Here is a 15,103-nt window from a genome sequence, read left to right as displayed (position 1 = left end):
TTTATCCCATCAGCACGTATTTTCTTTCCTGCCTGAGAGTAAGCTTTTAACTACGCATCGTTATCATATATTTATCTTTCACAGTTATTCATCATGCTGTTAATAATTGTCTCACCTTAACGCCACAAAGGTGGAGCGATCATGACTGAACGTATTCGTTTAGCTAAACCGGAAGACGCTGAATTACTGCATGATCTGTTACAACGTGCCTATGCACCGTTATTAACGCAGGGTATTCATTTCACCATTACCCAGGCCTCGGTGGCGGATGTTGCCGCCGTCATTGCCAGTGAATCCACCTTCGTCCTGGAACAGAACGGACAACCGGTGGCCACGCTGACGGCACGCTTCCCGTGGACTGAGACCAGGCGGCAGCTGGCGCCGTGGCCGTTCCTGCACTGGTTTGCCGTTGATCCGGCTCACAAAGGCCAGGGGCAAGGCAGCCGGATTATCCGCTATGTCGAAGAAAGTTTTCTGCGCGACGCCTTAAAATCGCCTGCCGTTTATTTAGCCACCGCCATTAAACATCCCTGGCTGACCGATCTCTATTTACGCCGCGGCTATCAACCTTTTCACCGGGCAATTAATCCACTGGGCGTGGAACTGGTGTATTTAACCAAGGTGCTCGATCAGCAGCGATATCAAAACGCCAAAATAAAAGAATACGTGCACGACTTTATTGAAACCTCACTCACCGCCTGAACGTGTTGATGACTTATCTGGGAAAACTATGCGCTTAAATAATAAAGTGGCCATGATGGCCACGTTGTCATTGCTGTCGATCTCTATTGCCTCTTCTTTTGCTGCTGATAAACCGCGTTCCGGAGGCACTTTAACCTGGGGTGTGGAAACCGAGCCTAATACGCTCAACCCTCAGCTCAATGGCCAGTCAAAGGCCGAACTGATCCTGCGCGTGGCCTATGAATCCCTGCTGGCACGTAAGGCCGATGGCAGCTTTGTTCCGTGGCTGGCCGAGCGCTACCGCGTTGAAGACGGCGGGAAACGCCTGCACTTCACCCTGCGTAAGGATGTGCACTTTTCCGATGGTGAGAAGTTCAACGCCCATGCGGTGGCGGAAAACTTCCGCCATATTCAGGATCCGGCCTACTGCGCAGGCTCAAGCCTGTGTGCACTGGGCGGCCATATCGCCACGGTGGAAACCCCGGATGACAGTACGCTGATCATTACACTGAAAGACGCGTATTCGCCCTTCCTCTCCTTTGCTGCCGGGCTGAAGTTGATTTCGCCAAAATCCTGGCAGTCGCCGCAGTTGAAATCAGGCGGAACCGATCTCGCCGGAACGGGGCCGTTTATTCTCCAGCGCTACGAAAAAGGCCAGCAGATTGTCTATGTGAAAAACAAAGATTATCGCTGGGCATCGGCCAACGCGGCGCATCAGGGGCCGGCCTGGCTTGATGGTGTGACCTACCGTTTCCTGCCTGAATCTTCAGTGCGTACCGGGGCGTTGTTATCAGGTCAGGTGGATCTGATTGAAGGGGTTTCCGGGAACGATGCGGCTGAATTTAAAGATAACCCTGACTTCAGCTATCAGCATGCGCTGAATGCCGGCACGCCTTACTCGCTCTTCCTGAATGTGGAATATGGCCCGACCCGCGAGCAGAAAGTGCGTCAGGCGCTGCTACAGGGCCTGGATATTGATCCGATCCTGAAGTCGATCTATCGCGGCGAACGCACCCGCGTCTGGGGCATCACCTCACCGGTTGATCCGCTGTATGACGCAGGTCTGGAAGGCAAATACGGCAATAACCCGACGCTGGGTAACCAGTTGCTGGACGAAGCGGGCTGGACATCGCGGGATGCGGAAGGGTTCCGTACGAAGAACGGTCAGCGACTGAGCATTGAAATTATTCAGGCGCAGGCCACGGTGCGCGATCAGCGTGACGTGCTGTTGCAGGCCATTCAGGCCCAGGCGCGCCAGCGACTGGGCGTTGAGCTGAAGCTGCGTTATGTCGACTCCGGCACCTACAGCGAGCTGCGTAACAGCGGGCAGTTTGGGTCGATTGCCAACTCCAATACCGAAACCGACGGGATCGATATTGAAAACCACTACCTGCCGGTGAAGGCGGGAGGGGCAATTAACTACAGCCGCACATCGGCACCTGAACTGCTGCCGTGGCTGAAAGCCGCCTCCTCCACGCTCGATACCTCTGCGCGTCGCGGCTTCTATGGCCAGCTGCAACAGTTTGCGATTGTGCAGCAGGCGGTGGCCATCCCGTTATACGAGCCGGAAGATCAGATTGCCGCCGCCAGCTACGTGCAGGGTGCCGGCTTCCGTCCCTTCAAACAGATGCCGGAAAATGCGTACGACATCTGGTTAAGCGATCACTAAAGGCAAACATCATGAGCAGCGAAACCACGCCCCTCCTTAAACATGTCGTGCGGTCACGTCCGGCCCCGGCTACCACGTTGTGGTGGCGTATTAGCGGCCGCATTGGCGGTGGTGTTCTGGTGCTGTGGGCGGCGGTCAGTCTGTCGTTTATTGGCGTCTGGCTGGCACCGGGTGACATTGTCAGCCTGCTGGTGGGTGAGCAGGTAAGTACACCGGCCATCGAAGCGGCTATCCGCGCCGAGTGGGGGCTGGATCAACCGCTGTGGCAGCAGTATCTGAGCTATCTGTGGCGAATTGCTCATGGTGATTTTGGTCGTTCCTATCTGCTGAACGTCGATGTGGGACCGCTGGTGGGATCACAGTTATTGCCCACGCTGAAACTGACCGGTGCAGCGCTGGTGGTCAGCGTGATCTTTGCACTGGTCGTCGCCGTGACCACGGCGCATCGTCGCTGGGGACGCCGGCTGGCGAGCGGGCTGGAGCTGGTACTGGCTTCCACCCCGTCGTTCTGGCTGGGCATTGTTCTGCTGTTTGTTTTCAGCTTTACGTTGCGCTGGTTTCCGGTGGCCGGGGATCGCAATTTCTCTGCGCTGGTTTTGCCGGCGCTGTCGCTCGGGCTGGCCCAGGGGGCGGTCGTGTCTCAGGTGTTGCGTCGCGGTCTGGAAGATGCGCTCGATCAGCCGTTTTCGCTGACGCTGCGTGCCTGGGGCATCGGTAATCTGCAGATACGTCTGCGCCATGCCCTGCGTCATGCTGCCCTGCCTGCGGTCACCCTCACAGGCTGGCTGGTTGGCGGTCTGCTCAGTGGCGCGGTGATCACCGAACAGGTGTTCAGCCGTCCCGGTCTGGGCAAAGTGACGGTGGACGCGGTACTGGGGAAAGACCTGCCGGTAGTGCTGGCCGTGGCGATCCTGTCCGCATTGATTTATGTGGTGATGAGCACGCTGGTGGACATTCTCTATCTGTTACTGGATCCCCGCTTACGCCATCAGGCACAGGAGTAAAAAATGTCGGATATCGCCAGTTTACGCGTACCGCTGCGCCTGCCCGTTGGGCTGCTGCTGTCACTGCTGTTTCTTACCGTTCTGACGCTGGCAGCCTGCTTCCCCGGCTGGCTGGCACCGGACGACCCGCTGCTGGCTGACCCGGTTAACGCCATGCAGGCCCCCTCCTGGCAGCACTGGTTAGGGACCGATCAACTGGGGCGCGATCTACTAAGCCGTGTGATTTACGGCAGTCGTTATTCACTGCTGATTTCCGTTGCCGCGATGATGCTGGCGGTACTGGGTGGCTGTCTGCTGGGATTGCTGGCGGGGCTGGCGCGGGGTGTTCTCGATGAAGCCATTGGCCGCACGCTGGATGTGATTTCAGCCTTCCCGGATCTGCTGCTGGCGCTGATGCTGATTGCCTTTACCGGACCCGGGACAACCAACCTGATCATTGCGCTGGGCGTGGCATCGGTGCCGCGCTTTGCGCGCGTGGTCAGGGCGCAGACGTTCATGGTGGCGCGTTCGGGCTACGTGGAACAGGCCCGTACCTTTGGCCTGCCCTGGCGGGTACTGGTGTGGCGCCATGTGCTGCCCCATGCGATAGCCCAGGTGCCTGCGCTGGCAACGCTGGGGCTGGGAACGGCCATTATCGGTACAGCCGGGTTGAGCTTCCTCGGCATGGGGCCACAGCCGCCGACAGCGGAGTGGGGGTTGATGCTGGCGGAAGGGCGTAACTATCTGCGCAACGCCTGGTGGACCGGCGTCTGGCCGGGTGTCGCCATCACGCTGACCGTGGTGGCGGTCAATACTCTCGGCCGCCACTGGCAGGCGCATTTTGAAGGGAAACGACTGTGACGGCACTGATTGATATTCACAACCTTAATATCCATTTTGGCCACCATCACGCGGTGCGCGATTTCAGCCTGACCCTGCAACCCGGTGAGTCGGTTGCGCTGGTGGGAGAGTCCGGTTCGGGTAAAACGGTGACGGCGCGGGCGCTGCTGGGGTTACAGGCCGCGGAGGCCAGGCTCAGCGCTGAGACGTTTACCCTTATGGGACAGCCCGCTCTGGACCATTCTGAGCGTCAGTGGCGCAGGGTGCGCGGGCGACAAATCGGCTATGTGCTACAGGATGCGCTGGTGTCACTCGATCCCCTGCGTACCGTCGGGCAACAGCTTGCCGATGCATTATGGGCTGCCCGGCAAACCCCGCCTGAAGCGATTAAGGCGCGCAGCCTGCAACTGCTACACGAAGCAGGTATGGCTGATGCGCAACAGCGGCTGTCGGTTTATCCGCATCAGCTTTCCGGTGGCCTGCGTCAGCGGGTGCTGATTGCCTGTGCGCTGGCCGGGCAACCGGCCCTGCTGGTGGCGGACGAACCGACCACAGCGCTGGACATGACGGTGCAACAGCAGATCCTCACCTTACTGCGCAAACGGCGTGAACAGGGTCAGGCACTGTTGCTTATCAGTCACGATCTGGCGGTGGTGGCCGAGCTCGCTGATCGTGTGCTGGTGATGCGTGAAGGTGAAGTGGTGGAGAGTGGTCCGACCCACGCGCTGTTGACGGAGCCACAGCATCCCTGGACCCGCCGTTTGTTGCAGGCTATCCCACGACCACAGAACCGTGGCCTGCGGCTGGCCTCGCCCGAACCACAGCGATTACCGGAGAAAGCGCCTCCCGGTGACGTGCTGATTAACGTCAATGGCGTGCACAAATACTATGGCGACCGGCATGTGGTGAACAATGTGTCGTTTGAACTGCGCGCCGGGGAAACCCTGGGTGTGGTGGGTGAGTCGGGTTCCGGCAAAAGCTCTCTGGCCCGGCTGGTGCTGGGGCTGACGGAGCCGCAGCGCGGTGAGATCACCCTTGGCGGGCAGCGCTGGAGTCACCAGCCGGAAACACTGCGCCGTGCACGCCGTCAGCAGTTGCAGTTGATTGCGCAAGATCCGCTCAGCTCGTTTGACCCGCGCTACAACGTGGAACGGCTGATCGGTGAGAGCCTGGATGCCGCAGGAGTGTATGGCGAAGCCCGCCGGCAGCGGGTGATACAGCTGCTGGATGAAGTCAGTCTGAGCCGGAGCCTTTTGACGCGCTACCCGCGAGAGCTTTCCGGCGGTCAGCGTCAGCGCGTGGCCATCGCCCGTGCCTTTGCGCCTAATCCGGCGCTGCTGGTGGCCGACGAGCCCGTCAGCGCACTCGATGTCTCTGTGCAGGCGCAGATCCTTGATCTTCTGGCCGATATGCAGGCCGAACACCGGACGGCCCTGCTGTTTATTTCACATGACCTGGGCGTGATCCACCACCTTGCCGATCGGGTACTTGTGATGAAAGAAGGCCGTGTGGTGGAAAGTGGTGAGGTCGGACAGGTGTTTAACCGCCCTGTTCATCCCTGGACCCGACAATTACTGGAAGCGCTACCGGCACTGCCCGGCCGCGCTGCCTGAGCTATCCCTGAAAGGAGTTCTATCATGAGTCAGACTCAAACCCGCATCCGGCTGGGCGCGATTATCCAGGGCCCGTCCGGCAATATGTCGGCCTGGCGTCATCCTGATGCGATCAGCGATGCCAGCATCAACGTTGCATATGTCACCGCGCTGGCGCAGCAGGCAGAACGGGCAAAATTTGATTTCCTGTTCGTGGCGGATGGACTGTACATCAATGCTAAATCGATCCCACACTTCCTCAACCGTTTTGAACCTGTCACGCTGTTGTCAGCGCTGGCGCTGGTCACGCAGAAAATTGGCCTGGTGGCGACGCTGTCCACTTCTTACAGCGAGCCGTTTACCGTCGCCCGCCAGTTTGCCAGCCTTGACCAGCTGAGTGGCGGACGTGCCGGATGGAATGTGGTGACTTCGCCACTGGAAGGGTCGGCGAAGAACTTTTCCCGTGACCAGCATCCCGAGCACAGCGAACGCTATCGTATCGCCAGCGAATATTTACAGGTCACCAAAGGGCTGTGGGATTCATGGGAGGAAGATGCCTTTGTGCGTAATAAGCACAGCGGCGAATTCTTCGCGCCAGAGAAGCTGCATACACTGAATCATAAAGGCCACTACTTCTCCGTGCAGGGGCCGCTGAACGTTGGCCGTTCGCCGCAGGGGCGTCCGGTGATCTTCCAGGCGGGGGCATCTGAGGCCGGTAAAGCGTTTGCCGCCGAAACCGCCGATGCCATTTATACCCGCCAGGAAACCCCGGAGCTTGCCCGGGCATTTCGTGAAGATGTGCGCCGCCAGCTGGTGGCGCGCGGGCGCAATGCCGATGACATTCGCGTTTTCCAGGGCATCAGTGTCATTATCGGTGACGACAGTGCCGATGCCGAGCGTCGTTATCAGCAAACGGCACAGCTGGTCACACCGGAAAAAGCGCTGGAGTACCTTGGCCGTTACTTCGAGCATTACGATTTCAGCCAGCATGAGCTGGATGCACCGTTCCCGGATATTGGTGATCTGGGGCAGAACAGCTTCCGCAGTACCACCGATACCATCAAGAAAGAGGCGCTCGACCGTGGTTTAACCCTGCGTCAGGCTGCGCTGGAAGCGGCCACTCCGCGCCCGACTTTTTCCGGCACGGCAGCACAGATCGCGGATGGTCTGGAACAGTGGTTTACCCGTGGCGCGGCCGATGGGTTTATCGTACGCGGCGGAACGCCAACGGCGTTTGATGATTTTGTCGATCAGGTGATCCCGATCCTGCAACAGCGCGGCCTGTACCGTCACGACTATGAAGGCAATACTCTGCGTGAACAACTGGGGTTGAGTGAGCCTGAGAACCAGTTTGCGATAAAGACGGAAGAGAGGCGGGTTGGTTGAGCAAGTAACGCATTATAGTTACAACATACATATCACTGAGTCAGTTATCGATACATTAAGCATCGGTAACCGATTCAGCAACATTCACTTTATACGTTCGTCGTAAAAAGACCTTCTCCAGACAAGCAGCGCTCAATAACCTGAAGCACCCCCTCTTCATCATTCGACGGTGCCAGATAGCCAGCGGCCGCTTTTGCTGCTTCTGATCCGTTACTCATGGCAAAACCAAAGCCCGCATGGCGCAGCATTTCCAGGTCGTTTCCACCGTCACCAAATGCCAGTACCTCATTATCTTCGATACCGTAACGCTGCTGGATGCGTTTCACCCCATTGGCTTTATGATTTCCGGGGATAATCAAATCGACAGAGCCATGACCACTGGAAACGGGTACAACAATATCGCCCAGTTCTCGCTCAATATTCACCATCAGCTCACTGACATCGGGCTGATGAAAACCCAGGGCAAACTTAAAAACGGTATCGTCAATCTCTGCATAATCATCAACCCTGTCGAGGTGATGATAAAAAACACGCATATCGGCAAAGAAATCTTCACCCGCGCTGGACAGCATATACGCGCCCTTTTTACCGCAGACCAGAAAACGGACGCCGGTCATCGCCCCAATCGTCGCGATCACTCTGTTGACGTCATCGGGTGCCAGCCGGCCACAATAGACCTCCTGCTGTCTGTCAACAATGTAACCCCCATTCTCCGCCACATAGGCAATGTCAGCATCAATCTCCGGGAAGAAGCTTTTCAGCTGGTAATACTGGTTACCGCTGGCGACCACAAATTTAATCCCCTGTTGCTTCATCTGCTGGTACTGGTCAGCAAAACGGGCGCGTGCATAGTCACCCTGGCTATTCAGAAACGTGCCATCCATATCCACCGCAATCAGTTTGATGCTCATTACCACTCCTCGTTAATTTATGCGTATTTCAGCTTAGAGGCACCGAGAACGATCACCACAAATGCCATCGCGACCAGAGAGAAGGCCACATAGAGATTGGCCAGATGGGCAATCCAGCCAATCACGGCCGGACCGCCCAGCACCCCGAAATAGCCCAGCGTAGCGACCATCGCCACGGATCGATGCACCGGCATCGCTTTCTCCTGCCCTGCCAGGGTGATCAGGACAGGGACAATGTTGGCAGCACCGATACCGACCAGGGCAAAGCCGAACAGGGAAGATCCCCATCCCGGTAGCAGCACAACAATCAGGTAACCCGCAATACCCAGTATTCCACCCGACATCAGCACGCGCTTACGCCCCAGTAGCTTTACCACACGGTCACCAATAAAACGCATCAGGGACATCGCAATCGCAAAGGTGGCAAACCCCCATCCGGCATGTTCAACCGCCATCTGGCGATCCTGCGTGATGAAAATACCGCTCCAGTCGAGAATCGCGCCTTCGGCCATAAAACAGATCATCGCCATAATCGCCATCAACACCAGACGGAAATTGGGTCGGCCGGCGTTCCCCTTCTCCTGTTGCGAGGTTTCGCCACTGGCAGCAAGTAAGGCAGGAAAAGAGCAGGCGGTCACCAGCACAACCAGCGCAATCGCCCAGAATGACGTGGCCTGCGGCGTCAGACCGGCACTCAGCAGCATGGCTCCACCACCGGCTCCGGCAATCCCTCCCACGCTCCACAGACAGTGAAACCCGGACATCAGGGGTTTATCGGCGGCCTGCTCGACCAGGGTCCCCTGCACATTCATCGCCACATCTGCCAGTCCGATTCCCATGCCAAAAACAAACAGACTGATGGCCAGTAAACGGATATCACTGAGCGTTGCCAGCAACGGCAGCGTCAGACAATACAACACCACCGCCGCGATAATCACCCGTCGGCACCCTGCCAGGCCAATAATACGTCCTGATCCGAGCATCGCTATCAGCGATCCGCCGCCCAGACACAGTAACAACAGGCCCAGCTGACCCGCTTCGGCATGGGTTCGCATCTGAGCATAAGGCACCAGTGCGGCCCATAACCCCATTGCCATACCCGTGACAAAAAAAATGGCCCGGGTAGCCCTACACCGGGCGGGGCTTCCTGTCTCTTGCGGGTCGTTTTTGACTGTCATCGGCAATTTATCCTTTTCTTTAATTACTTATTAAAAGACATTTAATAAGTAAAAGTATAAAGCGTGAGCGAAAAGGATGTCAATCGGCGACGGAAAGGTTTAACACAGAACCCGAGGGATGAAGAGCAGGATCTACACGATAAACAAGCGATGGAAGTTGTAGTTTTCCAGCGTCAGCTCCGCAATACCTTGCAGATAGTCCTGACGAATCGAGGGGCGATAGATCAGCGCAGGAAGATGTTTCTGCGGAATAGATTGCTGGCAGATTTGCATGATGTCGGGCAAATCTGCTTCGCACAGACGAGGCCCTGACAGCGCGACCGTCACAGGATTGATCAGCGCCGCCAGCGAGACAACAATATTAGCCAGTTCCTGCGTCAGCGTTAACGCGGTGGCAGAAAAGGGCAGCCGGGACACTTCCCCCGCAAAATTATTCGCGCCGGCCAGCACCTGCCCGTTGATCACAATCCCACATCCCGTGCAGGGGACTTCCGGTTTGTAGATATAGGCAACCGGTGCGCTGACTCCCGCGCAGCTGCTGCGGTAAAAGCCCCAGGCAGTGAAGTTGATATCGTTGCCGACTTCAGTGAAACAACCTGACTTTAAACGGATTTCCTCAACAATATGCCTGTCGGTAAACAGTGAAATATCGCAGGACGTGACCACACCATCGACGATCACCCCGGGCAGACCTAAGCCAATGGTCTGTACGCCAGGGAACTCAGACAGCAGTGTATCGATGAGTTGATAAAACGTCTCTGCGGTTAGCGGCAAAAAGGGACGGTCGCCGCTTGCCAGCAGGCCGCCGGTGGCAGAGGTTAACGACCAGACCAGTTCGGCGTCATCATCACTGCCTGCCGCGTAGAGGCTGAGGACAGAGAAAAAATCAGGATTACAGGCATAACGCTGTGCAGGCCTGCCGCCACGGGAAGCCTCATGTTCCAGCGCCAGCACTTCTCCGCTGAGCGTCAATTCGTTAAGCACGGCTCCGCAGGTGGCCGCACTCAGCCCTGTCTGGGCTGCCACGTCACCTTTGGTCGCCGGGCCCAGTGATTTCAGCGTACGAACGACCCGCGCAACATTATTTTTGCGCATTTCACGGGTGGTGCGGTTTAACGGAGTATTCATTTTCCCTCTTCGGCTCACAAAAAACGGGTTAATTTACCATAAAGCCGGGTACCCGGCGCACTAACCTGCCCCGCTCTCATGACGGAAACACTCTGGCAGCAAGAAAATCAACCAGCGCACGGATTTTCGGTGAAGCATGGCGGCTGGCGGGCCACAGGATATGAAACGTCCCCTGCCATTCGACAAAGTCTCCGAGGATCGGCACCAGACTGCCGTCAGCCACCAGATGACGACAGGCAAAATCCGGCAGACAGGCAATCCCCAGTCCACGCAGTGCAAAGCAGACGCGCGTTTCGATATTATTGCAAACCATTGAGGTGGGGATCGCCAGGTCGGCCGCCCCGCGCAGCGGCCATTTTTCCAGCTTCCCGGTATGCGGAAAACGATAATGCAGGCAGTGATGTCGGAGCAGATCGCCAGGAGCCTGAGGCGTTCCCTTCTCTGCCAGATACGCCGGAGAGGCAACCAGCAAAGCGCTGAAGTAGCCCAGATGCCTGGCCGATAAGCGCGAATCAGCCGGTTCACCGGTTCTGATCACGGCATCGAATCCCTCTTCAATGACCTCCACTAACTGGTCGGTAAAATCCAGGTCCAGCGCAATATCCGGATACTGGCGCATAAAATCACCGAGCACCGGCAGCATCAGCGTACTGACCATCGGCAGGCTGATACGCAGGCGACCGGCGGGTTTTCCGCTCGCCTGAGACAGCTCCAGCTGCGCGGCCTCGACTTCCGCCAGAATACGGCGGCAGCGCTCCAGAAACAGTGCCCCTTCCGCTGTCAGGGTAATGCTGCGGGTACTGCGGTGGAACAGGCGCACACCGAGTTTTTCCTCCAGGCGTGCCACATTTTTTCCCACTGCTGAAGGCGAGAGGCCCAGCTGGCGCCCTGCACTCACAAAGCTACGGGTATCAGCCACCTGCACAAAGACGCTAAATCCACTGAGGCTGTCCATCATCACTCCATTCAAGAATTTTATTCCGTAGTTAACTGAACTATACCCTGGTTTTTCTTTAATGAGGTGTCGATTAAGGTGTGATGACGATCCCCTTACTGATGATGAGACTCTGTTGATGCACACCCTTTTATCTTCACTGGCCCGCCCTGATGACCTCCCGGCGGCCTTCCAAACCGTGGTACAGCAAGCCATCGACGAGCAACGTGATACGGTGTACGGCGTATGAAAATGATGGATGTATCCTCAAAACTGCCTGTCTCCGCCCTGCTCGCGCTGGCCACGGCGGGATTTATTACCATTCTCACCGAAGCCCTTCCGGCGGGTCTGTTATCACAGATCGGTGGCAGCCTGCTGATTACACCAGCGCTGGCCGGGCAACTGGTCACGGTGTACGCCATCGGTTCTCTTCTGGCCGCCATTCCATTAACGCTCGCTACGCAAACGCTGAGACGCCGGCCTCTGCTGTTAAGCGCCATTGCCGGGTTTGCTGTCGCTAATACCCTCACGGCACTTTCCCACCACTATGCGCTGACGCTGGTCGCACGCTTCATTGCCGGTGTTTCGGCGGGATTATTGTGGGCACTGATTGCCGGTTATGCCGCCAGAATGGTGCACGAGTCCATCAAAGGACGCGCCATTGCCCTGGCGATGGTCGGCACGCCGCTGGCGTTATCAATAGGCATTCCACTGGGCACCTGGGTGAGTGAGATCATCGGCTGGCGGAGCTGTTTCCTGGCGATCAGCGTGCTGACTCTGGTCCTGGCGGGATGGATAATGATTAGCGTGCCTGATTTCCCCGGTCAGGCAGCGGCAAAACGTCAGCGCTTGCTGAATGTTCTTCGACTTCCGGGGGTGCGCCCCATCCTGCTGGTTACCCTGATATTCGTGCTGGCGCATAACATCCTTTACACCTATATCTCACCGTTTCTCCAGCATGCAGGGATGGGCAACAGCATCAGCCTGATCCTGCTGGTGTTTGGCCTGACGTCACTGTTGGGGATAGGGGTTGTCGGGACGCGAGTGGACGGCGGGCTGAGAGGGCTGTCTTTGCTGGCTACCGCGCTTTTCGCACTGTCAGCACTGGCATTGACGTCGGGAAATCCACTGGTGATTTATCTTGCAACAGGCGTCTGGGGGCTGGCCTTCGGAGGTGCCCCGGCCCTGTTTCAGACCGCGCTGGCAAACAGCGCCGGGGATGCCGCTGACGTTGCGCAGTCGATGCTGGTCACCGCATGGAATATGGCGATTGCCGGCGGTGGGCTGGCGGGTGCCGCGATACTGAACGGCTTTGGTTCCACCCTTTTCTCACCGGTTTTACTGGTGTTACTTATCCTGACGTGGCTGATCATATTGTCGGCGCGACAGCACGGGTTTCCTGCCGCTGAAGACGGTTAATCCACGACCATAATCCCAAGCCTTTCAACCAGAATGCTGACCTGAGCGCTGTCCAGCTTTACCCCCTCCAGGTCAGTGCTGCGAAGGTCGAGTTCGCTGGTGATGGAACGTGTCAAATCACAGTGGGTGAAGTCAGCCGAACGCCAGTCAAATGCGCTGAATTCACCGCCGGAGAGGTCGGAACCGCTGAAGGTCGCCCCCAGCACATGGGTACCCACCCAGCGGTTCTCCCACAGTTCGCATTTCTCCAGCACCACTTTGGAAAAGTTGGCATAGCTCAGATTGGTTTTGGTGATAAACGCGCTGCAGAACCAGCTCTTTGTCGTGATCATGTTCATAAAGCTGGCACCGCGGAAGTCAGCCCCTTGCGCTCGGCATTCACTGATCTCAATGCCCAACGCGTTGACAGAACGAAAATTATTCATCGAGATATCACAGTGCTTAAAGCTGGCATCCTTCAATGTTGCCCGGCTGAAGTTACAACCCTGCTCACTTTCCCGATCGTAAAACTGGCAGTGAAGAAAACGCGTGTCGGTCAGGTCGCAGCCCGAGAAATCGCAGTTGATGAACTGCGTGTTTTCTACAATGCTGCCCGTGAAATGGCGTGGGATGAACTTTTCATTACGATAAACCGGTGATGTGGTCATGTTAAGGTTCCATGTAGAGCAGTGCGCGTTCGTCGAGCTGAAGTTTTTCCCCGGGATAGCGATGTTCCAGCAGGTGGTAAGACTCAGCGGCGATAATATGTTCAATACTGTCAGACAGCGCATTCAGCGCGTGTTGCATCTGCGGCAAATAATTGTGGGTGTCATAAACACGGTCAATCCCTTCCAGCGCATGATTCATGATCTTACGGGCGACATCATTCGGCGTGTTCAATGCGGCCAGCCTTGAACGCGCGCTGCGCCGCAAATCACGGGTGGTAAAGGGGGCAATTCCGAGACCACGGTCAGCACGTATCATACGACGCAGTGCCTGTGTAATGGCACCGCGTGATAAAGGCTGTGACAACGTCACGGGGGACGGCACCAGCCAGGGTGATTCTTCCGGACTGGACTGCATCAGCGCGTGAATACAGACGCGCATCAGAGGAGTCAGCGGAAGAATATGTTCGCGCTGCGATTTGTTACGCGTGCCCTGCCGCCAGATCCCGGAAGTCAGATTGAACTCGTCTTTACGCGCCTGCACCACTTCATCCGGCCTGCGGGCCGTCAGTAAACAAAAGCGCAGCGCCCAGCGGCACTGTTCTGAGAGGTCCCAGGCATCCAGGCCGTGCCAGAAGATCCAGACTTCAGCATCGCTGAGCGTACGGTTACCCGGAGGTGCACTTCTGCCCGCAACATCACGTTTTTTCATCGCACTGAGGGGGGAATGCTCAAGGTAACCCTGCATTTCGGCCCAGGCAAAGAACTGCTTGCACAACGCAAACACCCGCCGCGCCTCTTCTTTTTTGCCGTCGGCGATCAGAATATTAAACAACCGGTTCAGCTGAAGTCGTGTAATGGATGACAGGGGTCGTTCACCTATTGCCGGTAGCACATGTTTCAGTAAGGATGAGATAGCAATCTCCGGGCGGCGGCGCGTTTGCAGCAGCGACAACCTGACCCAGAGTTTCATCACCTGCGCCACAGACCCTTCATCGCCGCTGGCTTCCAGCTCGGTCAGGGATGACGTACTTACCGCGTTCAGCCACAACACCACATGACGCCCGACATGCGGAGAAGTAAGAATCTCAGGATTCTGGGATTCAGACATCCTGTAATCCTGAGATTTTCTTATCATATGATTTTATCATCTTCACCTTTCGGAGACATTGCCAACGGACTTTTAACGCTACTGAGAGGTTGATTTTATCGCGTAAAAGCATATGACTCCAGACTTAATAGGTCTGGAGTCACACAGATTACGCAGCGCATTCACTTCCGTTTCTTGTAAAGGAGATTAGCCATGAAAAGAAATAAGGCCCGACCACCTTGTTCTCACTCTTCCCAGGAAAGATCGGATACCTCATCTGAGCAGTATTCCGGAGGGAATGGCGCCTCTTTAATTATCCATTGACGGCAATCCATAATAAGACAGAGGAATGGCATGTTGTGTACCCCGGACAGATAACAGGAAATATCCGGCTGCAGGATAACCGGAGCAGGAAATGACCAACCAAAAGTAGACAACAGAAAGGAAATATCGACATTTACTGGGCTATTTCATTCAGAGTGACCGCACTCTGTTATGTTAATTCAGCCACCACACAGCAGAACGCACGACCAGGATATAGGGGTAAGAGGGGAGATACATTAACCCCTGAAACAAGGTTTCGTCAGGAAACTCACCGTTTTTATCCTGAAAAACCCAGGCGAATATGCTGAAGATAATCGCATGTCA

Annotated in this window: 13 protein-coding genes; 7 read left to right on the top strand and 6 right to left on the bottom strand. The window is 56.5% G+C overall.

The window, feature by feature from the left end:
• Positions 1–141: 141 nt before the first annotated feature.
• From HHI26_RS22665 to HHI26_RS22640, 6 genes are read left to right on the top strand one after another with little or no spacing between them, the layout of a single operon-like run.
• On the top strand, positions 142–702 hold the full coding sequence (locus tag HHI26_RS22665) for a GNAT family N-acetyltransferase (protein ID WP_171149746.1): 561 nt from the start codon (positions 142–144) through the stop codon (positions 700–702).
• Between the two features lie 28 nt (positions 703–730).
• The gene (locus HHI26_RS22660; RefSeq protein ID WP_133846780.1) at positions 731–2,350 is read left to right on the top strand and encodes an ABC transporter substrate-binding protein; all 1,620 of its coding nucleotides are present in this window, start codon (positions 731–733) and stop codon (positions 2,348–2,350) included.
• A gap of 11 nt (positions 2,351–2,361) precedes the next feature.
• Complete coding sequence (locus HHI26_RS22655) at positions 2,362–3,354, top strand: ABC transporter permease (RefSeq protein WP_171149745.1); 993 nt, start codon at positions 2,362–2,364, stop codon at positions 3,352–3,354.
• Positions 3,355–3,357: 3 nt separating this feature from the next.
• Positions 3,358–4,194, top strand: coding sequence for an ABC transporter permease (locus HHI26_RS22650; protein ID WP_133846782.1), 837 nt, complete (start codon positions 3,358–3,360; stop codon positions 4,192–4,194).
• Positions 4,191–5,786 (top strand): ABC transporter ATP-binding protein, encoded by a 1,596-nt coding sequence (locus HHI26_RS22645; RefSeq protein ID WP_171149744.1) that lies wholly within the window; start codon positions 4,191–4,193, stop codon positions 5,784–5,786. Before HHI26_RS22650 ends, HHI26_RS22645 begins: the two co-directional genes overlap by 4 nt.
• 24 nt (positions 5,787–5,810) lie before the next feature.
• Positions 5,811–7,151 (top strand): LLM class flavin-dependent oxidoreductase, encoded by a 1,341-nt coding sequence (locus HHI26_RS22640; protein ID WP_133846784.1) that lies wholly within the window; start codon positions 5,811–5,813, stop codon positions 7,149–7,151.
• 89 nt (positions 7,152–7,240) lie between these two features.
• On the opposite strand, the gene HHI26_RS22635 is transcribed toward HHI26_RS22640, so the two are convergent.
• The 4 genes from HHI26_RS22635 to HHI26_RS22620 all read right to left on the bottom strand — a co-directional run bounded on the left by HHI26_RS22635 (position 7,241) and on the right by HHI26_RS22620 (position 11,323).
• Positions 7,241–8,062 (bottom strand): Cof-type HAD-IIB family hydrolase, encoded by an 822-nt coding sequence (locus HHI26_RS22635; protein ID WP_133846785.1) that lies wholly within the window; start codon positions 8,060–8,062, stop codon positions 7,241–7,243.
• 17 nt (positions 8,063–8,079) lie between these two features.
• Complete coding sequence (locus tag HHI26_RS22630) at positions 8,080–9,153, bottom strand: MFS transporter (RefSeq protein ID WP_171149743.1); 1,074 nt, start codon at positions 9,151–9,153, stop codon at positions 8,080–8,082.
• Between the two features lie 219 nt (positions 9,154–9,372).
• Positions 9,373–10,368 carry an ROK family protein gene (locus HHI26_RS22625; protein WP_171149742.1) on the bottom strand — a complete coding sequence of 332 codons (996 nt, stop codon included), beginning with the start codon at positions 10,366–10,368 and terminating at the stop codon, positions 9,373–9,375.
• 76 nt (positions 10,369–10,444) lie between these two features.
• Positions 10,445–11,323, bottom strand: coding sequence for a LysR family transcriptional regulator (locus tag HHI26_RS22620; RefSeq protein WP_171149775.1), 879 nt, complete (start codon positions 11,321–11,323; stop codon positions 10,445–10,447).
• Positions 11,324–11,554: 231 nt separating this feature from the next.
• On the opposite strand from HHI26_RS22620, the gene HHI26_RS22615 reads away from it, so the two are divergent.
• Positions 11,555–12,721: an MFS transporter gene (locus HHI26_RS22615; RefSeq protein WP_171149741.1), complete on the top strand. Its 1,167-nt coding sequence runs from the start codon at positions 11,555–11,557 to the stop codon at positions 12,719–12,721.
• On the opposite strand, the gene HHI26_RS22610 is transcribed toward HHI26_RS22615, so the two are convergent.
• Together HHI26_RS22610 and HHI26_RS22605 are read right to left on the bottom strand one after the other, a co-directional pair.
• Entirely contained in the window at positions 12,718–13,368 is a 651-nt protein-coding gene (locus tag HHI26_RS22610) for a Qnr family pentapeptide repeat protein (RefSeq protein WP_171149740.1), read from the bottom strand. The genes HHI26_RS22615 and HHI26_RS22610 overlap by 4 nt on opposite strands.
• 1 nt (position 13,369) lies before the next feature.
• Positions 13,370–14,476 (bottom strand): site-specific integrase, encoded by a 1,107-nt coding sequence (locus HHI26_RS22605; protein WP_171149739.1) that lies wholly within the window; start codon positions 14,474–14,476, stop codon positions 13,370–13,372.
• Between the last annotated feature and the right edge of the window lie 627 nt (positions 14,477–15,103).

Source organism: Erwinia sp. JH02, from assembly GCF_013074405.1.
Taxonomy (GTDB): domain Bacteria; phylum Pseudomonadota; class Gammaproteobacteria; order Enterobacterales; family Enterobacteriaceae; genus Erwinia; species Erwinia rhapontici.
This window is presented reverse-complemented; position numbering and strand designations above follow the sequence as displayed.